The sequence below is a fragment of the Streptomyces alboflavus genome (assembly GCF_000716675.1).
GTDB classification, from domain to species: domain Bacteria; phylum Actinomycetota; class Actinomycetes; order Streptomycetales; family Streptomycetaceae; genus Streptomyces; species Streptomyces alboflavus.
Genome location: NZ_JNXT01000092.1, coordinates 1 through 24,520, shown reverse-complemented (window position 1 = coordinate 24,520; position 24,520 = coordinate 1). Strand labels below are relative to the sequence as shown.

At 68.8% G+C, this 24,520-nt stretch carries 21 protein-coding genes; 9 read left to right on the top strand and 12 right to left on the bottom strand.

The window, feature by feature from the left end; all coding sequences use genetic code 11:
* Positions 1-961 precede the first annotated feature (961 nt).
* From OO63_RS38825 to OO63_RS38800, 5 genes are all read left to right on the top strand, one after another.
* Complete coding sequence (locus tag OO63_RS38825; protein ID WP_030363689.1) at positions 962-1,402, top strand: ricin-type beta-trefoil lectin domain protein; 441 nt, start codon at positions 962-964, stop codon at positions 1,400-1,402.
* A gap of 425 nt (positions 1,403-1,827) precedes the next feature.
* The gene (locus tag OO63_RS38820) at positions 1,828-3,183 is read left to right on the top strand and encodes a M64 family metallopeptidase (RefSeq protein WP_030363688.1); all 1,356 of its coding nucleotides are present in this window, start codon (positions 1,828-1,830) and stop codon (positions 3,181-3,183) included.
* A gap of 132 nt (positions 3,184-3,315) precedes the next feature.
* On the top strand, positions 3,316-4,515 hold the full coding sequence (locus OO63_RS38815; protein ID WP_031192824.1) for a S8 family peptidase: 1,200 nt from the start codon (positions 3,316-3,318) through the stop codon (positions 4,513-4,515).
* Positions 4,516-4,731: 216 nt separating this feature from the next.
* Positions 4,732-5,508, top strand: a complete 777-nt coding sequence (locus OO63_RS38810; protein ID WP_051811644.1) for a S1 family peptidase — start codon at positions 4,732-4,734, stop codon at positions 5,506-5,508.
* Positions 5,509-7,204: 1,696 nt separating this feature from the next.
* A complete protein-coding gene (locus OO63_RS38800; protein WP_031192822.1) occupies positions 7,205-8,092 on the top strand; it encodes an endonuclease NucS domain-containing protein in 888 nt (295 codons plus the stop codon).
* A gap of 147 nt (positions 8,093-8,239) precedes the next feature.
* On the opposite strand, the gene OO63_RS38795 is transcribed toward OO63_RS38800, so the two are convergent.
* The 4 genes from OO63_RS38795 to OO63_RS38775 form a co-directional block, all read right to left on the bottom strand.
* A complete protein-coding gene (locus OO63_RS38795) occupies positions 8,240-9,334 on the bottom strand; it encodes a hypothetical protein (protein ID WP_157854130.1) in 1,095 nt (364 codons plus the stop codon).
* A 266-nt stretch (positions 9,335-9,600) separates the two neighbouring features.
* The gene (locus OO63_RS45770) at positions 9,601-10,629 is read right to left on the bottom strand and encodes a hypothetical protein (RefSeq protein WP_157854129.1); all 1,029 of its coding nucleotides are present in this window, start codon (positions 10,627-10,629) and stop codon (positions 9,601-9,603) included.
* Positions 10,630-10,961: 332 nt separating this feature from the next.
* A complete protein-coding gene (locus tag OO63_RS44285; protein WP_158798952.1) occupies positions 10,962-11,723 on the bottom strand; it encodes an SPDY domain-containing protein in 762 nt (253 codons plus the stop codon).
* A complete protein-coding gene (locus OO63_RS38775) occupies positions 11,717-13,078 on the bottom strand; it encodes an NAD(P)-binding domain-containing protein (protein ID WP_030363547.1) in 1,362 nt (453 codons plus the stop codon). Before OO63_RS38775 ends, OO63_RS44285 begins: the two co-directional genes overlap by 7 nt.
* A gap of 108 nt (positions 13,079-13,186) precedes the next feature.
* Here OO63_RS38775 and OO63_RS38770 point away from each other — a divergent pair, with 108 nt between their 5' ends.
* Positions 13,187-13,561, top strand: coding sequence for an ArsR/SmtB family transcription factor (locus tag OO63_RS38770; RefSeq protein ID WP_030363546.1), 375 nt, complete (start codon positions 13,187-13,189; stop codon positions 13,559-13,561).
* Between the two features lie 23 nt (positions 13,562-13,584).
* Positions 13,585-14,100, top strand: coding sequence for a GNAT family N-acetyltransferase (locus tag OO63_RS38765; protein WP_030363545.1), 516 nt, complete (start codon positions 13,585-13,587; stop codon positions 14,098-14,100).
* Positions 14,101-14,233: 133 nt separating this feature from the next.
* Here the strand turns inward: OO63_RS38765 and OO63_RS38760 are convergent, their stop codons facing one another.
* The 3 genes from OO63_RS38760 to OO63_RS38750 are packed head-to-tail and all read right to left on the bottom strand — an operon-like array spanning position 14,234 to position 16,706.
* Positions 14,234-15,292, bottom strand: a complete 1,059-nt coding sequence (locus OO63_RS38760) for an ArsO family NAD(P)H-dependent flavin-containing monooxygenase (protein ID WP_030363544.1) — start codon at positions 15,290-15,292, stop codon at positions 14,234-14,236.
* The gene (gene arsB, locus OO63_RS38755) at positions 15,289-16,401 is read right to left on the bottom strand and encodes an ACR3 family arsenite efflux transporter (protein ID WP_030363543.1); all 1,113 of its coding nucleotides are present in this window, start codon (positions 16,399-16,401) and stop codon (positions 15,289-15,291) included. The genes OO63_RS38760 and arsB overlap by 4 nt, the downstream gene beginning before the upstream one ends.
* Positions 16,398-16,706, bottom strand: coding sequence for an ArsR/SmtB family transcription factor (locus OO63_RS38750; RefSeq protein WP_030363542.1), 309 nt, complete (start codon positions 16,704-16,706; stop codon positions 16,398-16,400). Before OO63_RS38750 ends, arsB begins: the two co-directional genes overlap by 4 nt.
* 95 nt (positions 16,707-16,801) lie before the next feature.
* Between OO63_RS38750 and OO63_RS38745 the strand changes: the two genes are divergently transcribed.
* Together OO63_RS38745 and trxB are read left to right on the top strand one after the other, a co-directional pair.
* On the top strand, positions 16,802-17,224 hold the full coding sequence (locus tag OO63_RS38745) for an arsenate reductase ArsC (protein WP_030363541.1): 423 nt from the start codon (positions 16,802-16,804) through the stop codon (positions 17,222-17,224).
* A complete protein-coding gene (gene trxB / locus OO63_RS38740; RefSeq protein ID WP_030363540.1) occupies positions 17,221-18,189 on the top strand; it encodes a thioredoxin-disulfide reductase in 969 nt (322 codons plus the stop codon). Before OO63_RS38745 ends, trxB begins: the two co-directional genes overlap by 4 nt.
* 73 nt (positions 18,190-18,262) lie before the next feature.
* Here trxB and arsM read toward each other — a convergent pair whose 3' ends face one another.
* The 5 genes from arsM to OO63_RS38715 form a co-directional block, all read right to left on the bottom strand.
* A complete protein-coding gene (arsM, locus tag OO63_RS38735) occupies positions 18,263-19,072 on the bottom strand; it encodes an arsenite methyltransferase (RefSeq protein WP_051811642.1) in 810 nt (269 codons plus the stop codon).
* Between the two features lie 114 nt (positions 19,073-19,186).
* Positions 19,187-19,609 carry a hypothetical protein gene (locus OO63_RS38730; RefSeq protein WP_030363538.1) on the bottom strand — a complete coding sequence of 141 codons (423 nt, stop codon included), beginning with the start codon at positions 19,607-19,609 and terminating at the stop codon, positions 19,187-19,189.
* Complete coding sequence (locus tag OO63_RS38725; protein WP_033264884.1) at positions 19,606-21,717, bottom strand: hypothetical protein; 2,112 nt, start codon at positions 21,715-21,717, stop codon at positions 19,606-19,608. Before OO63_RS38725 ends, OO63_RS38730 begins: the two co-directional genes overlap by 4 nt.
* Positions 21,714-23,405: a hypothetical protein gene (locus tag OO63_RS38720; RefSeq protein ID WP_051811640.1), complete on the bottom strand. Its 1,692-nt coding sequence runs from the start codon at positions 23,403-23,405 to the stop codon at positions 21,714-21,716. The genes OO63_RS38725 and OO63_RS38720 overlap by 4 nt, the downstream gene beginning before the upstream one ends.
* A 59-nt stretch (positions 23,406-23,464) precedes the next feature.
* On the bottom strand, positions 23,465-24,436 hold the full coding sequence (locus OO63_RS38715) for a site-specific integrase (RefSeq protein ID WP_157854128.1): 972 nt from the start codon (positions 24,434-24,436) through the stop codon (positions 23,465-23,467).
* Positions 24,437-24,520: the final 84 nt, after the last annotated feature.

Sequence of the window (24,520 nt, the reverse complement as noted above, 5' to 3'; positions counted from 1 at the left end):
GGGTTAAGGGGGTGGGGGGTGAGGGGTGGGGGGTGAGCACGGTGTGGGGGGATCCTTCCGAGCACGGAGGGGACGTGTGAGCGGCGTGGAGGCGCGCAAGGAGGTAGGGGGCTCGCTCGCGGTCACGCTCAGTGACTCACTGTCAGTTGGGCGGCTGCTACTGCTGCGCCACGGCAGGGCGGCCACGGTCCGAGGGCGCACGGGGCCCTTGTATCAAGGTGATCTCCGATCGGTCGGCAGTCGCACGAGGGTGCAGCTATGAGGGAGGCGGACCGTGCGGTGGATGAAGGACACGCCGCGTTCCGGCCGATGTGCTCGGTGTGCGGGTGTGGCGCATAAAATGTCACACGTCACACTGTGATGGGAAGGCTCAGGCGGCATCAGTATTTTGATGAAGTGTCAGATGTCGCTCGCGGAGGGAGGGGATTCTCCAAGTGACGGCCGAGTGGACGACTGTTGACTCATGTGTGTTTCTGTCGCGCGGTCGCAAGTATGGGCAGCCCCTTCCGTCCCTGGTCAAGCTGTCGGTTCCGATGCCTGACCTCGCCCGGGGGCAACGCGGCCTCGTCGGTGCGGTTGACCAACCGAGGTTTGCTCCCTAAGGTCTCCCATCACGTCAACGCGTTTCAACAACTCGGCACATTGGACGGGGTGTTGAAGCGTTGGTGCCGCGGCATCTCGCTCCGTTGCCGCTTGCTCCGTTGCCGTTGGGCCGAGGACGTCCGCAGCACGCTGGACTGGACGGCCAGGCGCGTGCGCACCATCACATCCGTGCCGCCGAACGCCCAACCCTGAGGCCGCGTCGGCAGCTCTCCACTACACGCGTCGGCACCGGCATCGTGCGCTCGGGGCCGCTCGCTTCGCGGTGAGCACCGCGATGGAGCTCAGCGACGCCCACTCACCTCACCACATGGCCACGGCAGGACGTCCTGCCTGGAACCGCACCCATCAAGGAGTTGTCATGAGTAAGAGGAAGTTCGTCTCCGCCGCCCTCTCCGTACTCGGAGCCGGAGCACTGGTCACGGTGGCCACCGCGCCGGGCGCCGCAGCCGTCGGCGACAGCGTTCGCGCGGGCAGCATCGTCAATGAAGGCACCGGGCGCTGCCTGAACGTCGCCGGAGGCGGCGTGGTGAAGCTCGCCGACTGCCGCGGCGGCGACGCGCAGACCTGGACCATTCGGCAGGATCGCCGGATCGAGAGCGCACGGGGCCAGTGCATAGGGGTCGCGCAGGACAACACGGTCCGGCTGGAAGACTGCGCGAGCGCGCCTCTGTGGAGCGGGATGGAGGTTCGCGAGTTGCGTGCCTTCGGAGGTTGCCTGATGCCGGATTTCGCTGACAGCAGTCGACTGACGTTCGGGTTCCCTGGGGGCCCCAACCAGAAGTGGCAACTGCCGAACTGATCCTGCCTGGACCACCCGCCGCGGTGAGTTGGAGTGCGTAGGCGCGCGCCGTCTCTCCATGCTGCTGTGCGCCGGGGTGTGCCCTGCATGTCCCGCAAGCGCTGAGCTGTGACCCGCGATCTGGTCCCTGGCGGCGAAAGGTGCTGCCAGGGCCCGGATTCGCATCGGCCGCGGCCCGGGGCGGGAGCAGGCGCCCCCCCCGCCCCACTCCGCGCACCGTCTGCACGAGGCCTTGGAACAGGCAGTAGAGGTAGTGGACGTTCGGACAGCGTAGGCGTCCCCCCTGCCGTTGTGGTCCGGCTCGACCGAATGTCATGTCCTTGGCGGCGGCGTATTCGCCATATCGCTTCTCTGGCTCTCTAACCCCCCACTCATGTCGCGGACTTGGTATCTCCAGGTGCGCGCTGCCTCTTGGGAGATCTCCCGTGCGCAGACATGCGTCCCGCATATCCCGCAAGCGTCTGGCCGTGGCCGGCGGAATCGCCTTGACGGCGGCTCTCGCCGGCACGGCTCCGATCGCCGCGACCGCGGCCCAGAGCGGGGGCGACGGCCCTCCATCCGCTCGACCGGACGGCCAGCACTCGGCCCATTCCACGGATCACGTCGAAGTCGAATACTTCACCCGTCCCGATGGTCACCCCCGCCACACGCATGTACCCGCCTCCGCCCCGCTCACGGCGAAGGAGCGGTCCACGATCAAGGACGACGGCGATGTCGTGCCGATCGTGGAGGCGGGGCCGACCGACGCCAAGGTCGACGTCATCTTCATCGGCGACGGCTATACCGCCGGCCAGCAGGAGGACTTCCACGCCGACGTGCGCACGAAGTGGAAGGAGATGGCCGCCGTCCAGCCGTACGCCGAGTACGAGGACGTGTTCAATGTCTGGGCCGTCGACGCGCACTCGCAGGACTCCGGTGTCTCGGGTGACCCGACGGTCGACGTGAAGAAGAACACTGCGCTGAGCTCGACCTTCTTCTGCAACAACATCGAGCGCCTGCTGTGCGTCGACACCAACAAGGTCGAGGGGTACGCGTCGAAGGCCGAGGACTCCGACCTTGTCATCGTGCTCAGCAACTCCACCAAGTACGGCGGCGCGGGCTACAACGCCATCACCTCACCGTCGGGCTACGACGGCATAGGCACCGCCTCTTCCGACCACCCTGACTCCGACCAGGTCGCCGTCCACGAGACGGGCCACTCGTTCGGCAAGCTCGCCGACGAGTACTGGTACGACGACAGCACCTACACCGGCCCCGAGCCGGCGGAGCCCAACACCAGCAAGCTCAGCGCGGACGAGATGGCCGCACAGCGGGCGAAGTGGCACCGCTGGCTCGGTCAGGAGTCGCCGGACGGCGGCACCGTCGGCGCGTACGAGGGCGGCGGATATCACGCGCACGGCATCAACCGCCCCACCGAGGACTCGATCATGCGCACGCTGGGCCGCGAGTTCAACCTGCCCGGCCGCGAGGCGATGATCGCGGGCTTCCGTAAGCACGCACCGGTCCTCACCGAAGTCACGCCTACCGACGAGCGGGTGCACGGCGCGGAGCGGATCCGCGTCGCGGCGTCCCAGCACACGCGGCTGCGTTGGTACGTCGACGGCCGCGAGGCTCGTCAGGCCCGGGGCGCGAGCAGTGTCACCCCCAGCGCCCTCAAGGTGCCCGCCGACGGCCGCTCGCACACCGTCACCGCGCGGGCAACCGACCCCAACAAGGCGGTGCGCGACCCGAAGCTGCGCAAGCTCATGACCGGCGAGCTGAGCTGGCAGGTCAGGCGCTGAGCGCGCATTCGGCCGCGACGACGCATCAGCTCCGTGTTGTCAGTGACCACCCTGTCGCCGGAGCAAGGCATGTTCCCAGCGCCGTCCCCCACCCAAGGCTGTCCCCCCCCCACACAAGAAGGAATCCCAGACATGGCAGTAGTGCGTAAGAAGGTCGCTGTCGGCATCTCCGCCACGGTCGCCGCCGCGGCTCTCGGCACGCTGGGGGCCCTGCCCGCGGACGCCGCGCCCCCGGCGGGCACGATCGTCGGCGCGCAGTCAGCCACCGCGGTCAAGGGCACCTACATCGTCACCCTCAAGAAGTCCGCGTCCAAGGCGGACTCGGCAGCAGGCAGGTCAGTGGTCACCAGCTACGGGGGCAAGGTGAAGCGGACCTTCACCCATGCCCTTAAGGGTTACTCGGTGGCGATGTCCGACCAGGAGGCGGAGAGGCTCGCGGCCGATCCGGCCGTCGACAAGGTCCATGCCAACCAACGGGTCAAGAAGTCCGCCACCCAGGAGAACCCCGAGAACTGGGGTCTGGACCGGATCGACCAGCCCGAGCTGCCGCTCGACCAGAAGTACACCTATCCGGACGCGGGCGGCGAAGGTGTCACCGCGTACGTCATCGACACCGGTGTCCATAAGACGCACCAAGACTTCGGCGGCCGTGCCGAGGACGGCATCGACACCATCGACGGCGACAACGAGGCCCAGGACGGCGACGGCCACGGTACGCATGTGGCCACCACGGTAGCGGGCGAGTCCTACGGCGTGGCCAAGAGGGCCAAGGTGGTCGGCGTCCGGGTGCTCGACGACGAGGGCTCCGGTACCACCGAGAGCGTGGTCGCGGGCGTCGACTGGGTCACCGCGAACGCCTCCGGTCCCTCGGTCGCCAACATGTCGTTGGGCGGCGACGCGGACGAAGCCATCGATCAAGCTGTGCGCAACTCCATTGCCGCAGGCGTGACATACAGCGTGTCCGCCGGAAACGAAAGCACCGACGCAGGGGGGCAGTCACCCGCACGCGTCGCTGAGGCGATCACCGTGGGTGCCACCGATGACGCCGATAGCCAAGCCGAGTTCTCCAACTACGGGGAGGTGCTGGACCTCTACGCCCCGGGCGTCAACATCACTGCCGGCTGGAACACGGGCGACGACGCCACGCAGATCATGTCCGGCACGTCCATGGCCTCCCCGCACGTCACGGGCGCCGCAGCCGTGTACCTGGCGGGTCATCCCGACGCGACACCCGACGAGGTCGCCTCCGCCCTGACCGAGGGCGCAGCCTCTGACGTCGTGGGCAACCCGGGGCCAGGTTCTCCGAACAGGCTGCTCAACATCGTCGAGTGACAGCCGCGTGGTCCAGCAGGACCGCGATGACTTCCTCAACCAGCAGGTGATGCCCGCCGGAGGACGCGGGAGGTGGCTACACGCGCGTCCTCGCGCATGTGAGGCGGCGCTTGCCTGGACGCCATGGGGCTCACTCCCAGGACGGCGCCGAGGCGAGCCAGAACTGCGACGACTTGGCCCGTACATCGTTGCGGATCGACAACGAAAGGAAGATTCATGCGTACAAGACCGTGCCTGCTCACCCGGTCACTGCTGAGCGCAGCGGCCCTCGCGCTGGCAGCCGGAGCCCTGAGCGTTCCGACGGCAGCCTCAGCCGACGACCGCCCCGCCGTCGGTTCAACGGGCGTCCATGAGCGCATAGTCGGCGGTGCGCCTGCCACCGAGGAGAAGCCCTGGATCGCATCGCTGGGCGGTGCAAACCACTTCTGCACGGCCAGTCTCATCGCGCCCCGCTGGGTGCTCACAGCAGCCCACTGCATCAACGAAGGCGATACTCCCCAGGTGCGGATCGGCTCCCTGGACCGCACGCAGGGCGGCACCACCGCCAACGGCGTCCGCGTCGTACGGCACCCCGACTACGACTGGCCCAGCAACGACATTGCGCTGATTGAGCTGGACCACGAAGTCAGCACCACCTACGCTCCGTTGGCCGGAGCCGAGGACATCGCCCAAGGTGAGACGGCCGAGATCTTCGGCTGGGGCTCCGAGAACTCCGACTGGTCCGGCCCCTTGCCCGTCGGGCTCAAGCACGCCAACGGCACCATCACCCAGACCGAATGCACAGACGCCCGGCCCGCCGTGCTCTGCTTCGGGGGGGACGGCGCGGTGGCCGGCGGAGACTCCGGCGGACCGGTGATGGTGCAGAGTCCCGCGACCGGGCAGTGGGTTCAGGCGGGGGTCTGCGCGGTGGGTACGAAGCCGACCGGGAGCTGGAGCGGCTACACCAACATCGCCCTGTACCGGGACTGGATCAAGGCGACCGCGGACGTGTGACCCGGCGCCTCTGGTGGCTTTTGCATCAAATGGACGGCCGACGGGTGCTTCCGGGGGCGCCCGTCGGCTACACGGCGCCCGGCCGAGGCGCGGGAGGTGCCGCCTTGGCCGGGCGTCGGCTGCGGTCACGCACGGGGATTTGCGCAACGGATGGATTACGCGCGGGACGAGTGGGTATCGCCGCGCTCTGTACGGGCGACACTACCCGTCAGGGTATGAGCCCTGAGCGCACTTTGGAGCTCTGGCATGTCAGGTGCATGGCGTTGCCCGCCGGTAGGCCAGCTCGCGGTGGAAGGCTGGATCCTGTTCAGCCCGGGCGGGCCAACGAGTATTTCTGCCTGCACGACTCCACTCCGGTCTTCACTCGCCGGGACGGCACCCCCCATGTGATCGGCTACCGGCGAGGCGAGGAAGTGGCGGAAGTCTGGCGACTGCGAGACCAAGCGAGGAGTCAGCCGCTGGGTTCCGAGGCCCACGACACGGCGCACAGGGAGCGCCTCGCTGCTGAACTCGCGTATCGCAACGCCGTGGAGGTTTCTGGGTTGTGGCGGCAGACGCGCGCGCCGCGAGCCATGCCGTCAGCGGAACCCGGGCCGCCAAGAACTTGCTGTCCGTCTCCCCGGTCAGCGGCGGCGTCACCGACTACGTGGAACGCTACGGGGCGCGACACGGGCCCAGGTCATCTTCACCCGGGACTGGAGCGGCCTGGCCTGCGTCATCCGCACCGGGTCAGGGCCGCCGAGCGGCGGAACCATCGCCACGGTGAGCCGCTGCCATGGGTGTCTGTTTGAGAGGGGAAGGGACTGTGACGGTCAACCTGTTCTCTATGACCCATCATGTCGAGTGCGTCGCGATCCTTGAGCCCGCCGGGAAGGGCCGCTGACCTGCAGTTTCGCCTGGTGTGCATTATGTGCGTTGTGGGCGTTACGGGCGATATCTTGACGCACGAGCGACGCACGAGCGACGCACGTGACGCACGTATGACGCACGTTCGCAGCACTTTCTGATGAGGCGTCAGGCGCATGAAAGCCGCCCCTGTTCCCCAGGTCACCTGGGGAACAGGGGCGGCTTTCACGTGTTCAGCGAGAGCTTCGGCGCGGACCGCTGTGGCGGTCACGGTGTCCGCCGAGCCGGATGTCGTGGGCGGAGTGCCGAGTGGTACTCCGCACCTGAGTTGAGATAGCCCTGCGGCTCACTCGCTGGCCCGAGGGGGTGGCGAACAGGGGGCCTTGCTCACGGTCGCCGATGGCCTCTTGCAGCAGCCGGAGGGTCTGCTCGCTGATGGGGATTTCACGCCTGGTGGGGATGACGTCTCCCACGTTCAACGCGAGAGCGTCGTCCAGCTTTACGTTGCCCTCCCAGAGCAGTCCGACAAGGGAGCGCACGTGTGCCGGGATGGCCTCGTTGGTGAGAAGGGCCTCGATATCTCTGGCTGAAGGCCCCTCATGCGGCGCACGGGCGCCTGCTTGATGCGCTTGCTCTGGAAGGTTGTTGCGGGCAGCTTCGGCTTCGTCGTGCAAAGGGGCTCCTATTCCCAACTTCTGGCCCGAAGGCGCAGCAGGGTTGCGTGAAAACGGATCTGTGCTTTGGCGGCGACTCCTCATGCTAGACGGGCGCGGACGAAGGGAGCCGTGGCTGCGGAAATATCCCTGCGCTCAGTGCTGTTCTCGTGTGGCACCGAGATCATGAAGGGGGAGTGGCGGTCCTGAAGCTGTTCAAGACAGCAGGTGGTGTCAAGGAAGTGAGCGCGCATCTTGCTGCGGTCGAGGCGGATGTGCAGGATCTTGTCGAGGCGCACATGGAGGCGATGCTGGGCGTCACGTTCCTCGCGAGCGAGTACGTCATCGACTGCGTCGACGGCGGACGGATCGACTCGCTGGGCCTCGATGAGAATGGGGCCCCGGTGATCGTCGAGTACAAGCGCGGCACCGACGCAGGGGTGATCAACCAGGGTCTCTACTACATGGCCTGGCTGACGAATCACAAGGACGCCTTCCGGAACCTGGTCCGCGACCGGCTCGGGGTGACGGCCGCGTCCCAGATTCTGTGGAGCGCACCTCGGCTGATCTGTGTGGCTGGCGACTTCACCCGCTACGACGCGCACGCCGTACGCGAGCACCGGCGCTCGATCGACCTGGTCCGCTACCGGTACTTCGGCAGCGACCACTTCGGCCTTGAGACCGTGGCCTCCGTCACCGGGCACTCGGCCGAGGCCAAGCGGGTACGGCGCCGCGCGGCCGGGCTGCCGCCGGATCGGAAGCAGGGCGGTGCGATGGCCGAGCTGGCCCAGGCGGTCGACGAAGTCTTGGTCGGGCTCGGGGACGGCGTTACCCGGGTGCAGCGCAAGCAGTACCGCGCCTACCGGCGGCTGCGGAACTTCGCCAGCGTGTGCGTGCCGCAGCAGACCAAGATCCTCGTCTACCTCAAGGCCGACCCGAAGGAGGTCGACCTCGTCCCCGGCTTCACCCGGGACGTGACAGGGCTTGGCCACCATGGCACCGGCGACCTGGAGCTGCAGCTCCGTACGGAGCGGGACCTGGAGCGCGCCGGCGACCTTCTGCGCCTCAGCTACGCCGCGGGATAGAGGTCTGTCGTGGGCGTGCGGGCCCAAGTGGAGTGTGGAGTTGGGGGCTGTCGTGGTGGTATTGCCTTTCGACGTGATGGGCAGGGAATGGCGGTGGACCACTAATGGTGCGGGGGATCCCCGGTTTCGCTAACCGGGGATCCCGTGCTATGTATCGCCGAGTTCTCCACTCCGCTTGGCGCCAGCACCCTCCGTGTGGAGTCGGCGAAGTGAGTCGTTCCTCAGATGCGCCGACAGCCGCCGGTGCAACCGTCGTCGAGCCTCATAGTCCCGGTCAGTGGTGTCGCGCTGGGCCTTGCGGCCAAGGCGGTGCGAGAAGCGAACCTGCAGTCCGCCGGGGCGGCCTGTGGGGCTGTGGGCGTAGACCCGGCATCCGTAGAGGCGGTCGGGTGGGAGGTCGCATCCGCAGTCCAGGTCCGTCACCGTGATCGGCAGCCCGCACTCCGGGTCCGTCAGCAAGCTGATGAAGGCTTGGTGATGGTAGGGCACCCGTACCAGCGGCTCGTGGATGTAGTCGATGATCCACTCATGGCCTCCGTGATCCCGGTCCAGGTTGCTCCAAGCGGTAGTGCTCAGGGGAACGCCGATCGTGCGTAGAAGGGGCGCGCGACGCAGCATGCCGCTGGCCACCCAGGATGAGGAACTGAGCAGACGGTTGAGGCGGGCATGCACGGTGTGTGCTTTCGTGCTGCGATACGGCTTTTCACTGCTGTGCCACTGGTCGGGGGCCTCGGCCTGGCACATCACAATGCCGTCCGAGTCGTAGTCCCGTGTCTGGAGTTCGAGGGCGGTGATCCAGTCCTCGACGTCGACGCCGGCCAGAATGATGGAGCCCGGTAGATTGACTCTGCGCAGGACAATGGTGCCGTCCTCGATAGAGAAGCGGGCCCCTGGAATGCCTCGCAACTCTCCTTCGGAAATGCGAGGCAACAGGCGTACCAGTTCCCTTGCCATCGATTCACCAGGAAACTCGCGATTGGCGTCTTCATCCTCGAATGTGAGGACAAGAGCGTCAGGACGAGGGTCCGTGGAGCAGATACCCCAGGGGTTCCGTGTCGAGATGAGCGGCCAGGCGTGCTGCTTCAGGAAGTATCCTTCCAGGATGGCTTGTTCTTCCTGAGCTTCGGGAATCAGGGGCGCAGTGGGCGCCAGCCTTCTGACCCGCTTCAGGGCTTCTGCCCAGTCCAGTCCGGTGGCTACCTGGAGCTTTTCGGCGCGGCGTTCGAGGCGAGTGCGTTTCACGGTTGTCTTTCCGCTCCGCGTTCCTGTCCCGACCCAGGTCGCGCGGTGCGCTTCCGTGAGGCACAAGCTGAACTGAAACGCGATGCCAGCCGAGTTGGCTCATCGCACAGTTCCCCGTCGGGTGAGCGCTGCGCAAGTAGGACCTCGCCAAGCCCTGCGCTGGATGTTAGTGCAACGCAGGGAATCAGGTCGCGACCGTGCCGATGGTTCACCCAGACAGTCGATCTTATGTCCATTGTGGGCGGTTGATCGACCGGAGTTCCTGACTAGCTGACGCTGCCCAGGCTGATCGTGACGACGTGAGGTAGCTCGTCGCTCGGCGGGGATGCAGGAATTCTGCGGAGAATTGTCTTCCATAGTTCGGGGCTGAGGAACTCCGATGGCCTCTCGGTGGAAGCCTGCAGCTCCAGTCTGGCGGTCTTGGCGGAGTCTTCGAGTACGAAGTGTTGGTCGCTGCCGTAGCTTTCGTCGGTGTCACCGCGGAATCTGATCAGCCGCAGCGGTAGCCCGTAGCCGGGGGCTAGCAGTGCGGCGACGGCATGGCGGGCGCCCGGCCCGTGCTGAGGGGCGTGCGAGGACCGCATGACCCATCTCATCGCGGTGAGTCCGGATCCGCGGTAGCCGTCGACGAAGTAGGTGTTGGCCACCGTGTGGAGCAGGGCTGCGCGGCGCAGAAGTGCGCTGCCGAGCCAGCTCCCGCGCAGGCACATCCGGATGAAGGGATCGGAGTCGTCTTCCCATACGGTCATGTGTTCGCGCTCGGCTGGGGTCCACGTCTTTGGCGCCGTGCGCCAACAGAGCTGCGTGGCGTCCGGATCGATCCATTTGGAGAGCGTGATCTGCTCTGCGTGATGCCACTGTGATGCTGGTAGACCACGCAGGCGAAGCCGGGTCGGTTGGTTCAGCACCTGTAGTTCGATCGCGGACTGTAGCCGATTGATGATGCGCAGACCAGGCAGGCCGTGCACTTCTTCGCCCGGTGAGTGGACGGGGAGAAGGGCGAAGAGGATCTCGGCGGCTCGTTCTACGCTCTCCACGTGGAGGGTGATGCCGTCCGTAGCGGGCTGGACCGCTTTGATGCCGAGGGGATATCGGGTGTAGTGGTTGCGGTGCTCCAGCAGGTTGAGGAATACACGTGCCTCCAGCCGCTCTTGGGCGGGGCTTTGCGGAGCAGGGATTGGTGCTGCACCGGCACCTAGCCGGTCGATGGCCCGACGAGCTTGCTGGAATGTCTCGCCGGTGTACTGGCGGCGGCGTAGGGCAACGGACTGAACGGATTGTTCGCCAGCAGGCATGGCTCTCCTGAACGCCCCGGCCCAAGGCGTCTGACAGGTCGAGATCCGATGCGAGTTCGTACGGTTCCGTTCGATGACTGACCGGTTCACCCGAGCTTGGAGGAATGGGCCGAAGGGTCTCCGGGGAGCGGTGGTCATGCCGCAGGTGAACCTTAGCGCTGCGCGGCGCGTGATTGAGGCCGGGAACCGAGAGGGCACATCAAATATCACCCAGGTGACGTAGCACCATGAGGGTGCGTCATCGTGGCGCGCGACGGGGCGTAGCAGAGCTCCCAACGGCGGCGATGATGTCGGGGCCGATATAAAGCATCATCATCTGCACAGAGGGAGGCTCATCGACTGCGCCCGAGACGTTGCACGACCGGTGACAATGCAGCCACGGGAGCAGGGGCTTGAGCGGTGCGGAGCGCCGGGCCGTCAGCTGCCGGTCGTACAAGGCGGGTTCCTTGACCCTCGGCCATCTCGAAGGTGAGGTACTGCACCAGAGCTGCTGGGGCCTTCGCGGACAGGTGGAGTGCCCAGGCCGGTTGGTGGATGGAGTGGCCGCCCCAGATGGTCCAGGTGAGAAGCGGGCTGTCTGCCTTCTGGGCGGCGAAGGCGTCGAACTGAACGCCGCCTACCTGGGGACCAGGGGCCTCCCAAGTGATGTAGCGCCCGTCGACGGTGTGCTTCCAGTCCGCTTCGGTGAGCGGACTGGTCGCCTCGGTGATGGCGGCCTCGGGAGCGGTGGGGGAGAGGCCGCTGCCCCAAGCGTTCTCGGTGGCTACCGCGTCGAGCAGCGCGCTCACGATCGCGGTGGGTGTGGAGGCGGTAGCCGTGCCGTGCCACAGGCGGTCGCTGACCGGTGTCTCGTAGGCCGCGAAGGTCCACTTCGTGTCCCGGCCTTCGGCATCGTGGTCGAAGACCGCGCGCAGGGTCAGAGACTCGTGATTCGCGACGGTCGTGGAGTCCTCCCAGGTGCGTTCCCTGTCAAGTTCTACGTGTTGAAGCCGCGCGCACGGATTCGTTGGCCGGGAGCGCAGCGCGGGGCCGCGACCGGTCCCCTGCTCCGGTCGCGGCCCCGCGCGTGCTGAAGGTTGTGCTTGGGTCAGCAACCGCCGGAGGTTGCGGGAGCGCCCACTCCGATCTGGAGGGTTGCCGGTGCGCCGCAACAGCCGCCGTCCGATGCCTCGGTCTGGGGCTCGTCGAAGAGGCCAGCACCGCCGCACACTCCGGTCTCGGGCAGGGTCAACTCGACGCGTTCGGCGGCGTCCTGGTCGCCGGCGAGGGCGGCGGCGATGGAGCGGACCTGCTCGTAGCCGGTCATGGCGAGGAAGGTCGGGGCGCGGCCGTAGGACTTCATGCCGACCAGGTAGACGTCCGTTTCCGGGTGGGAGAGCTCGTTGACGCCGTGGGGGTAGACGGTGCCGCAGGAGTGGACGTTGGGGTCGATGAGCGGGGCGAGTTCGACGGGGGCCTGGAGGCGCTCGTCGAGGCCGAGGCGGAGTTCGTTGACGAAGGACAGGTCGGGGCGGAAGCCGGTCAGGCCGATGACCTCGTCGACCGGGTCCAGGCGGCGGCCGTCCTCGCCGACGAGGACGATCTGGTCGCCGTCGCGTTCGACGGCGGCGGTGCGGAAGCCGGTGACCGCGTCCGCGTATCCGTCATCGACCGCGGCCTTGGCGGCGAGTCCCAGGGCACCGCGGGCGGGGAGCTGGTCGGCGCTGCCGCCACCGAAAGTGGAACCGGAGATGCCGCGCCGCAGGATCCACACCGCGTGCGTGCCGGGGACCTCCTTGGCCAGGTCCGCGATGTAGGCGAGCGCGGTGAAGGCGGAGGCGCCGGAGCCGACGACGGCGGTGCGCTTGCCCGCGTAACGGGCACGAACGGCGGGGTCCTTGAGGTCGGGCACGCGGTAGGACACGCGGTCGGCGGCCGAGCGCTCACCGAGGGCGGGCAGGCCGTCGCCGCCGAGCGGGCTCGGGGTCGACCATGTACCGGAGGCGTCGATGACGGCACGCGCCAGGAGGCGCTCCTCGCGGCCGTCGGCGAACTGGACGTGCACGGTGAAGGGCTGCTGCTCGCGGTCGGCGTCGACCACGCGGTCGCGGCCGGTGCGGGAGACGCCGGTGACGCGGGCGCCGTAGCGGACCGTGTCGCCGAGGACTTCGGCGAGCGGCTGCAGGTACCTACTGGCCCAGTCGCCGCCGGTGGGGTAGGTGGCGCCGTCGGGCTTGACCCAGCCGGTCGGGGCCAGGAGCTTCTCGGCGGCGGGGTCGACGACTTCGGCCCAGGTGGAGAAGAGGCGGACATGCGACCACTCGCGCACGGCGCTGCCCGCGGCGTCGCCGGCCTCCAGGACCAGCGGCTCGATGCCGCGCTCGATGAGCTGGGAGGCGGCGGCCAGGCCGATCGGGCCGGCGCCGATGACCACGGTCGGCAGGGTGGTGGCGAGGGTGTGCTCGTTCATCGGGTGCTCCATTGGCAGGGTGCCGTCGATCTTCTGCTTCGACGTTTGTCGATATCCTTGACGCCTCAGAGCTTGCCCTACCTCTTCGATGGATGTCAATATTGACGCATGTCGAATTCGAGTGTGGTGGAGCTGCCGGTCCTGAACCAGCCGGATGGGGCGGTGGCGCCGTGCTGCCCGCCGCTGAACGAGCGCCCGTTGACGGCCGAGGAGGCCGAGCGGACCGCGAAGATGTTCAAGGCGCTCGGCGATCCGATCCGTCTGCGGTTGTTCTCCGCGGTCGCCTCGCACGAGGGCGGCGAGGCGTGCGTGTGCGACATCTCCGACGTCGGTGTCTCGCAGCCGACCGTCTCCCACCACCTGAAGAAGCTCAAGGACGCCGGTCTGCTCAGTTCCGAGCGGCGCGGGACGTGGGTCTACTACCGTGTCGAGCCCAGCGTGCTGGTCGCGATGGGCCAGCTGCTGACCACCGCTGCACGGTGACCCGCCCCCAGGAGGAGCCGGCCATGCCCGCACACCCCGCTCCGGCGTCCGTCGTCATCGTGCCGCTGGAGGCCGCGCACGCCGAGGCGGTCCTGGCGATCTATCAGGCGGGGATCGACGAGGGCAACGCGACGTTCGAGACCGCCGCGCCGGACTGGGACGTCTTCGACGCGGCGAAACTGCGTGAGCACCGCTTCGCCGCCGTGGACGCCGACGGCGCGGTGTTGGGCTGGGCTGCCGCGACTCGGGTCTCCGACCGGTGTGCGTACGCGGGAGTCGTCGAGCACTCGGTGTACGTGCATCCCGCAGCGCGAGGACGCGGTATCGCCTCGGCTCTGCTCAAGGCGCTGATCGAGTCCACCGAGCAGGCGGGGATCTGGACGATCCAGTCCGGGATCTTCCCCGAGAACACGGCCAGCCTGGCCGTGCATGAGCGCGCGGGCTTCCGAGTCATCGGTACCCGGGAGCGGATCGGTCGTCATCACGGGGTCTGGCGCGACGTCGTCCTCGTCGAGCGTCGCAGCCCAGCCATCAGCTAGCCAGGCACCGGCGCGACGGCGAGGGTGCAGGCGTCCTCGATGATCGGGTCAAGGCCGCCTAGCCGAGAGCCCTGGCCCGCCCGGCACGAGCCGGGCGGGCCAGAGGCAGCAGCACTGCTTCTACTGCCAGAGCTCACATGAGGGCGGCGATCTCGCGGGCCGCGTCCCTGGCCGGGCGGCCGACACCGATGAGGGTCGCGGAGGCCGGGCCGGTCCAGTCGCCGTACCCGAGCAGGTGCAGCCGCGGCTCGCCCAGAGCCCGGGTTCCGTCGGTGGGGATGTGGCCGCGCGCACCGCGCAGGTTCAGCGGGGCGAGGTGGGCCAGGGCCGGACGAAAACCGGTGCACCAGATGACCGCATCGGCTTCCCGTGTGCTGCCGTCGGCCCATCGGACAGCGGTGGCGGTGAGCTGGGTGAACATCGGCTGTGCGGTGAGGAGTCCAGCATCGCGGGCGGCGCGGACGGGCGGCACGGCCACGATGTCGCCGAGCGAGGCGACGCCGCCGGTGTCGCTGCGGCCGGCCTCGAGTGCGCGGCGGCGGGCGGTGGCGACGTCGAACAGGGCGCGGCCGTCGATGTCGTCGGGCAGGAACCGCGGCGGGCGCTGCGTCACCCAGGTCACCTCGACCTGGCCGTCGAGAGCGAGGTCGGCGGCGATCTGGGCGCCGGAGTTTCCGCCACCGACCACAAGGACGCGCTGTCCGGCGAAGTCGGCCGGAGAACGGTAGTTCACCGTGTGCAGTTGCCGTCCGGTGAAGACGGATCGGCCGGGGACGGCGGGCAGGAACGGCCGCGACCACGTGCCGGTGGCGCTGATGACCGCGCGGGCCCGCCACGTGCCCGAGTCCGCCTCGACCAGGAGCCGGTCTGTGTCGCGGCGTACGGCGTCCACGCGGGTGCCGTGCTGGATGGGCAGGTCGTAGCGCTTCTCGTAGTCGGCGAGGTAGTTCACCACGTGTCCGGTATCCGGGTACGTCTCGCCCGGTTGGGCGGGCATGAGCCGACCGGGCAGCGAGGAGTACTGGGCAGGGGAGAACAGGTGCAGGGAGTCCCACATGTGCTGCCAGGCCCCGCCCGGCGCCGCCTCCGCGTCCAGGATCACGAAGTCGAGGCGGTGGCGGCGCAGGTGGTAGCCGGCGGCGAGCCCTGCCTGGCCGCCGCCGACCACCACCACATCCGTGTGCCGCGTCATGGGGCCGTCGTCACCGCGTCGGGGGCGAACTTCCTGCGCCAGGCGAGTGCGACGTAGACCAGGCCGATCAGCACCGGGACTTCGATGAGCGGGCCGACGACGCCGGACAGGGCCTGCCCGCTGGTGACGCCGAAGGTGGCGATGGCGACCGCGATGGCCAGCTCGAAGTTGTTGCCCGCCGCGGTGAAGGCGAGCGTCGCGGTGCGGTCGTAGGCCAGGCCCAGGCCCTTGCCGAGCAGGAACGTGCCGAAGAACATGACGGCGAAGTAGACCAGCAGCGGCAGCGCGATCCGGATGACGTCGACCGGCTGGGAGGTGATCGTCTTCCCTTGGAGGGCGAAGAGGATGACGATCGTGAACAGCAGCCCGTACAGCGCCCACGGCCCGATCTTCGGCAGGAACTTCTGCTCGTAGTCGGTACGGCCCAGCTTCTGCTCGCCGATGCGGCGAGTCAGGAACCCGGCCAGCAGCGGGATGCCCAGGAAGATGACGACGTTGAGCGCGATGTGCCACACCGACACGTCCAGCCCCTGACCGTCGCCGAGGTTCATCCAGCGCGGCAGCAGGTCGAGGTAGAACCAGCCCAGCAGTCCGAACGCCAGCACCTGGAAGACCGAGTTGAGGGCGACCAGGACGGCGGCGGCCTCGCGGTCGCCGCAGGCGAGGTCGTTCCAGATGATGACCATGGCGATGCAGCGGGCCAGGCCAACGATGATCAATCCCGTGCGGTACTCGGGCAGGTCCGGCAGGAAGATCCACGCCAGGGCGAACATCACCACCGGTCCCACGATCCAGTTGATGACCAGCGAGGAGACCATCAGCTTCTTGTCGCCGGTCACGCGGTCGAGCCGGTCGTAGCGCACCTTCGCCAGCACCGGGTACATCATGACCAGCAGGCCCAGCGCGATCGGCAGGGAGATACCGCCGATCTCGATCTTCGCGAGCGCGTCGTTCATGCCCGGGATCAGACGGCCCAGGCCCAGGCCGACGGCCATGGCGAGCAGGATCCACACCGCGAGGTAGCGGTCGAGGGTGGAGAGCTTCTTGACGATCGAGTCGTCCCCGCTGCCAGTCGGAGCGGGGGCGGTGGTGGGCTCGGTGGAGGTCACGGGCAGGCCCTCTTGTTCTCGGTGGCGGTGCGGGCGGATGCGGCGAGTTCGGCGAACTGCTCGGACAGGCCGGCCAGGACCTCGGGCTTGAGCTTGTAGTAGGTGAAGCGGCCGCAGGGCTCGGTCTCCACGATCCCGGCCTCGCGCAGCACCTTCATGTGGTTGGACAGGTTGGTCTGCTTGGCTCCGGTCTCCTCGACCAGGTGCGTCGTGCACAGCGTCTCGCGCGCCAGCAGGGTCACGATCTTCAGGCGGAGCGGATCGCCCAGCACCCGGATCACATCAGGATCGACTGAAGTCAGCATGCACTGATACTGTCACATCACCACTCGCTGATACCAGCGGGGGCTGAAGTCATCGGCGGCTGGGTTCCGCCCTGCGACGAGAGAGAACGATCACCATGGCCGACAAGCCGTCCGTCCTGTTCGTCTGCGTCCACAACGCCGGCCGCTCCCAGATGGCCGCCGCCTGGCTGACCCACCTGGCCGGTGACCGCGTCGAGGTCCGCTCCGCCGGCTCCAACCCCGGCGAGCAGGTCAACCCGGCAGCCGTCGCCGCGATGGCCGAGGTCGGCATCGACATCTCCGCCGAGGTACCGAAGATCCTCACCGTCGACGCGGTGAAGGAATCGGACGTCTGCATCACCATGGGCTGCGGCGACACCTGCCCCGTCTTCCCCGGCAAGCGCTACCTCGACTGGAAGCTCGAGGACCCCGCCGGACAGGGCGTCGAGGCCGTCCGCCCGATCCGCGACGAGATCAAGACCCTCGTCGAGGGCCTGATCGCCGAGATCGCCCCGGCGAAGCCGGAGGCGACGGCGTGAGCGAGATACGCGAGGTCGTCATCATCGGCTCCGGCCCCGCCGGATACACCGCCGCCCTCTACACCGCCCGCGCCCAACTGAAGCCCCTGCTGTTCGGCAGCTCCATCTTCGTCGGCGGCTCGCTCACGACCACGACCGAGGTGGAGAACTTCCCCGGCTTCCCCGACGGCGTCGACGGACCGGCCCTGATGGAGGACATGCGGGCCCAGGCCGACAAGTTCGGCGCCGAGATGGTCGACGACGACATCGTCGAGGTGGACCTCACCGGCGACATCAAGCTCCTCACCGACTCCGCCGGCACCGTCCACCGCGCGAAGACGGTGATCATCGCGACCGGGTCCGGCTACCGCAAGCTCGGACTGCCCAAGGAGGACGAGCTGTCCGGCCGGGGCGTGTCCTGGTGCGCGACCTGCGACGGCTTCTTCTTCCGGGACCGCGACATCGTCGTGGTCGGCGGCGGCGACACCGCCATGGAAGAGGCCACCTTCCTCACCCGCTTCGCCCGCTCGGTCACCGTCGTGCACCGCCGCTCCACCTTGCGGGCCTCCCAGGTCATGCAGAACCGGGCCTTCGCCGACGACAAGATCTCCTTCGCGTTCGACAGCGAGATCGCCGAGCTGAAGGAGAAGGACGGCATGCTCGCCGGCGTCGTCCTGCGTGACACCTCCACCGGCGCCACCCGCGACCTGGACGTGACGGGGCTGTTCATCGCCATCGGGCACGACCCGCGCACCGAACTGTTCACCGGCCAGCTCGACTTGGACGCCGAGGGCTACCTCACGGTGCAGGCCCCCTCGACGCGCACCAGCCTCCAAGGCGTGTTCGGCGCCGGAGACGTCGTGGACCACACCTACCGGCAGGCCATCACCGCCGCTGGCTCCGGCTGCGCCGCCGCCCTGGACGCCGAGCGCTACCTCGCCCAACTCGCCGACCGGGACCAGGCCCTGACCCCGGCCCGTATCTGACCCGGCCGCCGCGCGCACGCGAAGGGCCGCACCCTTGGGGGTGCGGCCCTTCGGCATACGGGGGTGATGCGGGTCAGCTGCAGCAGGACGAGCCCTGTGCCGCTCCGGCCGTCTCGACGAGTGGCAGGAGGTCGGCGGTGGCGGGCTTCGTCGCGCGGACGACGGCGGAGTGCATGCCGTCGGCGACCTGGTGGGTCGAAGTGACGGTGACATCGGTGAACCCGGCCGCCTCCAGGCCCTGCCGGTACTCGCTGAACGAGAGGGCGCCCGCGATGCAGCCCACGTAGTTGCCACGCTCGGCCCGCTGGTCGGCGCTGAGGTGGTCCTCGGCGACGACGTCCGAGATGCCGATCCGCCCGCCCGGGGTCAGCACCCGGAACATCTCCGCGAAGACGGCGGGCTTGTCGACGGACAGGTTGATCACGCAGTTGGAGATCACCACGTCAATGGTGTTCGCGGGCAGCGGGATCGCCTCGATGGTGCCCTTGAGGAACTCGACGTTGCTCGCCCCGGCCTTCTCCTTGTTGGCCAGCGCGAGCGCGAGCATTTCCTCGGTCATGTCCAGCCCGTACGCCTTGCCGCTCGCCCCGACCCGGCGCGCGGACAGCAGGACATCGATGCCACCGCCCGAACCGAGGTCCAACACGCGCTCGCCTTCGCGCAGGTCGGCCACCGCGGTGGGGTTGCCGCACCCCAGCGAGGCGGCAACCGCGTCGGCGGGCAGCGCCTCGCGGTCATCGGACCCGTACAGACCGGACCCGAAGTTCTCGTCGATCTCGACCGCCTCGGAGCCGCAACACGCAGTGCCGCCCTGGCTGACCTTGAGGGCAGCGGCGGCATAGCCGGCGCGGACCGTCTCTCGCAGATCGGACTGCTCGCTCATGGGGAACTCCTCCAGCTGTATCGATGTCTGTGGAAACAAGACTGCCTCTTGGATCGATGGACGTCAACATAGAGGGATGTCTAACCAGTGGGCGCTGTGCCCGTCCGGGAGCGCTCAGCGACTGCGGCCCGGGGACGGCTGCGTCGGCAGCGCCCGGACCGAAGAGTCGGGCTGGGACAGGGCATGGAGCAGCTGCCGGTTGTGCGCGGTCAGTTGGTTGACGACGCGCACCAGCTGCGCGACGTCGGTGCGCAGCTGGGCGAGTTCGGCGGCGTCTTTGGCGCGGAGTTCCTTGAGTTTGACGATCTGCCGGCGCAGGCGGATCTCGGAGTCCGGTGTCTGTCCGCGGGCTCTGACCTGCGCGTAGAAGGCGTTCTTGAGGTCGAGGTGGCGCTGGGTGAGCGCGTTGCGCGGGACGCCGGCCTCCTGGGCCAGGGCGACGATCGTCAGCGCGCCGGTGGAATGCTGCGCGGTTCCCCCAAGGATGCGGTCCATGGCCGCGCGGATACGGGCGCGTTCGTCGGGTGCGGGGCTCATGCCGTGCCGTCCTGGAGAGTGGTGCGGGTGCGGTGGTGGGCGTCGGCGAGGCCGCGCAGCCGGGTGGCGTTGTCGCGCAGGCGCTCGCCCAGCGGGCCGGGGACGCAGTCTGCCTGCTGGTCCAGCGCGGTGGCACGCAGGCGGAGGCCGGTGGCCTGCTGATCGGTGCGGGCGATGTTCGCGCAACCGGGGACGCACTGGTTGAGGCTGGGAGCCTCCTTGAGGCCGCGGTGGCACAGGGCTTTGTCGCGCTTGTAGACGCACATCAGCAGTGCATGGAGATTGTCGTAGACGGCCAACTGGGGGTTGGCGAGGAGCTGTCGGGCCTGCCGCGCGGTGATGACTGTGCCGGTGTACTGGGGTGCGGTGGCGGCGGCCGTGATGGCCCGGCGGGCGGCGGGCCCGGAGATGCCGGCGCCCTCCTCGAGCGCGGCGTTCAGGTCGGCGACGGTGTCGATGGTGGCGCGCGCCGTCTCGACGTCGAGGAGGTCGTGGATGCCGTCCCGGCTGCGAGCGGCGTACCCGGCCGCTACGGACGTGCGCAGATGGCCGTACTGAATGGCGAGCGCGACCAGGCCGCCGGGGCGGCGGGCGATGTGCCAGGCCAGGCTCCTGCGGAAGCGTTCGGTGCCGATCCTGCCGTGCGGGTCCGGTGGGATGACCTCACCGGCCAGCCCGCGCACTGCTGCCTCCTGGTTGGCCCAGGTGATGAAGTCCTCCACTCGGACGCCCAGGCTGTGCACGGTGAGCGAACCGGTGCCGGCGCGGGTGCCGCGCAGGTCGTGGGCGTGGTGATCGAACAGCAACTCGCCTTGGGGCACCATGCGTTCCAGAACCCGGATGGCGTTCACTACGGGGGCGATGGCCACCCAGGGGACGTCGCGGATCTCGCCTTCAGAGCGGTGGTTGCCGTCCTTGTCGCGGGCCGTCTTGTACACCGTGCTCGTGATCAAGTGCCGCCCGGTGCGCCCCGCACTGTCCGGCCGTGGGTCGGGGCAGCAGCCGCTGCGCAGCCCGGCCACCTCGCCGGGGCGCATCCCGGTCAGATAGGCGATGACGATGAAGCACGCCGTGCCCAACTGGCGCATCAGGAAGCCTGCTTCGGTGTAGTCGAGGGCTTCTCTCCACGGCGTGCCGCCGAGTTGGCCGGCCACCGGGACGCGCAGCGGGCACGGGCCGGGACGCTCCCGGGCGGCCTGCCGCCACCCGAGATCGCGGGTGGCGTTGTAGACCTGATTCAGGGAGGCGCCGGTGAGGGCCGCGATATAGGCGCCCGCGATGGTGGTTCGGCCCAGCCACCGGGTGGTCGGAATCGGCAGCCGGCCAGCGTCGATGCGGTCCATGAAGGCCCGAAGGGCAGCGCGTGAGGCGGGCGTGGCGATGTTCGCGGCGGCCGTCGCACGCAGCCAGTTGTGTTCGGCCCAGGCGGTCAGGATGTCGTCGCTGAACTCCTCGACCATGCGGATCGCCCAGACGAGCAGCGGGCCCATGGTCTGCTCACTGATCGCCTCGGTGGCGTTCTCGCCACCCGGCGTCGCCGGCGGCAGGAAATCGTCCACCCCCTCCGTTTCCCACGGCGGGCAGGCGATGCCGCTGGGACGGCCGCTGATCTGGTCGAAGACCCACAGCCGGGTCAGCGACGACAGCATGCTGTGCACGGTGATGCGGGCCGCCCCGCTGTCGCGCACGTGCCGGCCGTATTCGCCCAGCACCTGCGTGGTGCAGGCGCTCAGCGTGGTGATGCCCCGGCCGGTGAGCCATCCGGCCAGCCGGCACCAGGTGTTGATCGTCTGGTAGAGCGCCTTGGGTGCCTGGCGGGAGCGCCAGGTGGGATGGCGCTCCCGCAGGAACACCGCGGGCAGCTCGCCGTTGATCATCGTCCAGGCGGCCAGCCGCAGCTCCTCGCGGAACGGGCCGGGGAACGCAGGCCAGTGGATGGTGGTGTGCGTGACGCCCGGGTTGGCGTTCATGGGGATCAGCGGCCAGGCCGGCGCCGCGTAGTGCGCGATGGGGCCGCGGTAGCCGTCGACGATCCGGTGGGCGGGGATGACGGGAGTGTCCGGGCCGGGAAGAACAAGGGCCGGAGCAGGAATTGGGGTGGCCGTCACGGGTCGAGGTCTCCGTTGAGCAGCAGGGCGATGAGGTGGCGGTCGGTGTCACTCACGTCGGTCAGGGCGCGGGTCCACACCGCGGCGCCGAGCTGGCCCTTGAGGTGTTCCAGACGGGTGTGCCCCTCCTCCCACTGGCGCTGCCACTCGCCGGGCTCGAGGGCGGTGCGCAGGTTGCCGAGCGCGTGGTGCAGGTGGGCCAGACGGCTGTAATGGGCGGGGTGGATCCGGGCGTTGGGGCAGGCCAGGCACATCAAGAAGGAGGCCGAGCAGCCTCCGCCTGGGCCGGGATAGGGGCTGTTGGCGACGTCATGGCAGTCGGCGGTGACGGTCGATTGGTCGCCCGGATCGGCTTCCGTGCGCAGTTCGGCGGCGAACACGGTCGCGCGGGCCGTGGCCACCACGGCTTCGGCAGCCTCGGCGATGACCGGGATCGCCGCCTGGCGGACCTGGGGATCGGCCAGCGCGTAGACGCGGTCGTGGGTGGCCTGGCTGTTCTGTCCAGGCTCCCGCCGGTGCAGCGTGTTCACCGTCCGCCGCCCCCGGCGAAACGGCGAGCAAGCAAAGCCCTGCTGGGTCGCCCAGCGATGGGCCGTAACGCCGGAGATCCCGAACCCGAACACCCCGATCCCCGACCTCCTGCCCGCCTCGCGCTGCGGGCGGTCGTCCAGCGGGGCCTTTCCGGAGCGCCAGATCAGCAAGCGGTCCGTGCCGGGGCTCAGGACGTGCACGGCCGCGCGGGCGAACACGGTGGTCTCCAGCGCCTGCGTGATGAGCCGCCCGGGAGAGGCGGCCCCGTCGTCGGTGAGGTTGCGGGTCTCGAAGTACCGGCCGGCGCCCCGTTTGTGCTTCTCCAGCTCGACCCGGTAGATCCGCGGGCCGTCACTGCCGGCGTCCGGGGCCGCTCGTGGCACCCTCAACCGGTTGATCACCGATAGGTTCCAGCCGTGCTCGGCCAGCAGCAGCACCCCCAGCGCGACCGTCTCCATCCGGGTCAGAAACAGCCGCTGCCACGTGTGCTCGGGCTTCTGCCCGCCCAGCACCCGCGCATAGCGGGCGAGCACCCGGCCGCGCTGGCCAGCCCGAGTATCCCGGGGCACCTCACCGGTTCGGGCCAGACAGTCCAGCGCCTCACCCAGCAGCCATGCCTCGCTGCCGCGAGCGAGCACCCCCGAGCGCCACTGGGCGAGGTGGCGGGCGTTATCCGTGATCCGCAGATGCGCGGCACGGAACACCCGCCGTGCCGCCATGACGATCGCGTCAAACTCGGCGCCCTGGAAGGACACTTCCTTCGTCCCGGGGAACAGGACACGGCGGGCGAGCGCTTCCCGCGCCGCCGCGGACAGCCGCGCATCGTCCAGTAACAGCCCCCGCACAGTGGTGATCTGGCGGTAGCCGAGCCGGGTGTTCGGCTGGCTGAGCCGCCACTGCGTCCACACCCCCGCGGTCAGTTCGTCGAGGTCGCCCACCGGGGTGTCCAGCACGGCCAGGTACGCGGTGAACGCCTGCAAGGGATGCCAGAAGTATCGGCTGCTGTGATGAGAGGTCCACCGGCTCGGCACGCACCGCGCGGCGAACAGGCGGGCCAGCGAGCGGCGCAGGGCCTCTGAGCCCGGCAGCGTACGGAAGTCGTAGACCGCGACCGCTCCCGTTCGGTCACGGTGCTCGACGACGAGGCCGTCGCCCACCGCAACCGGCGGCCTGCGCACCGGCGTTGTCGGCAGCGGCGCCGTGCGCCCGCGCCGACTCATCGATCCGCCCGCTCGGTGACCCGCAGCTTGGCGTCGATGTCCTGGATGCCCTCGGCTTCCCGGGCCAGACACGCGAACACCTCATCCATCTCCCGCGCAGGGTGCTCCCCTTCACCGAACACGGGCGCGGTGGACAGCAACGACCGCAGCTGCAGGTCGGCGACCGGAGCCAGATACCGCTCCCGGGTCGTCTCCAAGAACGCATGACCCAAAAGGTCCTGCACCATCCGCCACGGATCCCCGTACAGCAGCCGGAAGTCCCGCCGCTCCTCGGGACTCAGCCCGAACCGCTGGTCCATCAGATGGTGCAAGATCACCAGCATGTAGAGGGCGAAGCTGTGCCGGCAGGAATGCGGCGTCGCATACGGGGCTAGGCTGCGGTGTGGGTCCAGCCGGCGCTCCGGTCCCGGATCCAGCACCGCCCGGCACCGCTGGTTCGCCGCCGTGAAGACGTTGTTCCACGAATGCGGCTGGAACGGCAGGCCCAACTCGTTCAGCCACAGCCACAACGGCTCCACCCCGGCCGGGCCCTCGGTGTACCACGTCATCCGTTCGTCCCAGGTGGCCTCCGTCAGCGCGATCCGGCCCGTCACACCCTGGCGGTCGCGCCAGTACACCGTCGGTTTCAGGCCCCGGCTCACCCGTGTGATCAGCCGCATGTCCCGCACACCGTCGTACCGGCCCCGGGCCTGGGCCGTGCGGATGGCGTCGGCGCGCGAGGACTCGACGTAGCTCTCGATATCGCCCACCACATGAGCCTCGACGTAGTAGGTACGGGCCTTCTTGGAGCGCGTGACCGCCGCCGCGAGGCGCCCCGTGTAGTAACGGCCACCCTCCAGGCGCAGTGACGGCACCTCGAACGTCAACAGCGACGCCCCTTCCAGCCGCCGCACCCCCGACGAGGTCAACAAGCGCACAAACGCAACGTTGCGTCCCTCCAGCCGGCCCACCCAGCTGTTGGACGACATTCACCATGCCTACGTCTGCGACAGCTTGGGCACCTTGATCACGACATGGTCGGTTTGCGTGCCTGCCGACGAGCGGGTGCAGAT

What these genes read in the sequence shown, in the direction of transcription:
- OO63_RS38715 (WP_157854128.1), bottom strand. Translation starts at nt 24,436, where the DNA reads ATGTCGTCCAACAGCTGGGTGGGCCGGCTGGAGGGACGCAACGTTGCG.
- arsM (WP_051811642.1), bottom strand. Translation starts at nt 19,072, where the DNA reads ATGAGCGAGCAGTCCGATCTGCGAGAGACGGTCCGCGCCGGCTATGCC.
- OO63_RS38810 (WP_051811644.1), top strand. Translation starts at nt 4,732, where the DNA reads ATGCGTACAAGACCGTGCCTGCTCACCCGGTCACTGCTGAGCGCAGCG.
- OO63_RS38750 (WP_030363542.1), bottom strand. Translation starts at nt 16,706, where the DNA reads ATGCTGACTTCAGTCGATCCTGATGTGATCCGGGTGCTGGGCGATCCG.
- OO63_RS38775 (WP_030363547.1), bottom strand. Translation starts at nt 13,078, where the DNA reads ATGAACGAGCACACCCTCGCCACCACCCTGCCGACCGTGGTCATCGGC.
- OO63_RS38730 (WP_030363538.1), bottom strand. Translation starts at nt 19,609, where the DNA reads ATGAGCCCCGCACCCGACGAACGCGCCCGTATCCGCGCGGCCATGGAC.
- OO63_RS38760 (WP_030363544.1), bottom strand. Translation starts at nt 15,292, where the DNA reads ATGACGCGGCACACGGATGTGGTGGTGGTCGGCGGCGGCCAGGCAGGG.
- OO63_RS38765 (WP_030363545.1), top strand. Translation starts at nt 13,585, where the DNA reads ATGCCCGCACACCCCGCTCCGGCGTCCGTCGTCATCGTGCCGCTGGAG.
- OO63_RS38770 (WP_030363546.1), top strand. Translation starts at nt 13,187, where the DNA reads ATGTCGAATTCGAGTGTGGTGGAGCTGCCGGTCCTGAACCAGCCGGAT.
- OO63_RS38825 (WP_030363689.1), top strand. Translation starts at nt 962, where the DNA reads ATGAGTAAGAGGAAGTTCGTCTCCGCCGCCCTCTCCGTACTCGGAGCC.
- OO63_RS45770 (WP_157854129.1), bottom strand. Translation starts at nt 10,629, where the DNA reads ATGCCTGCTGGCGAACAATCCGTTCAGTCCGTTGCCCTACGCCGCCGC.
- OO63_RS38815 (WP_031192824.1), top strand. Translation starts at nt 3,316, where the DNA reads ATGGCAGTAGTGCGTAAGAAGGTCGCTGTCGGCATCTCCGCCACGGTC.
- OO63_RS38745 (WP_030363541.1), top strand. Translation starts at nt 16,802, where the DNA reads ATGGCCGACAAGCCGTCCGTCCTGTTCGTCTGCGTCCACAACGCCGGC.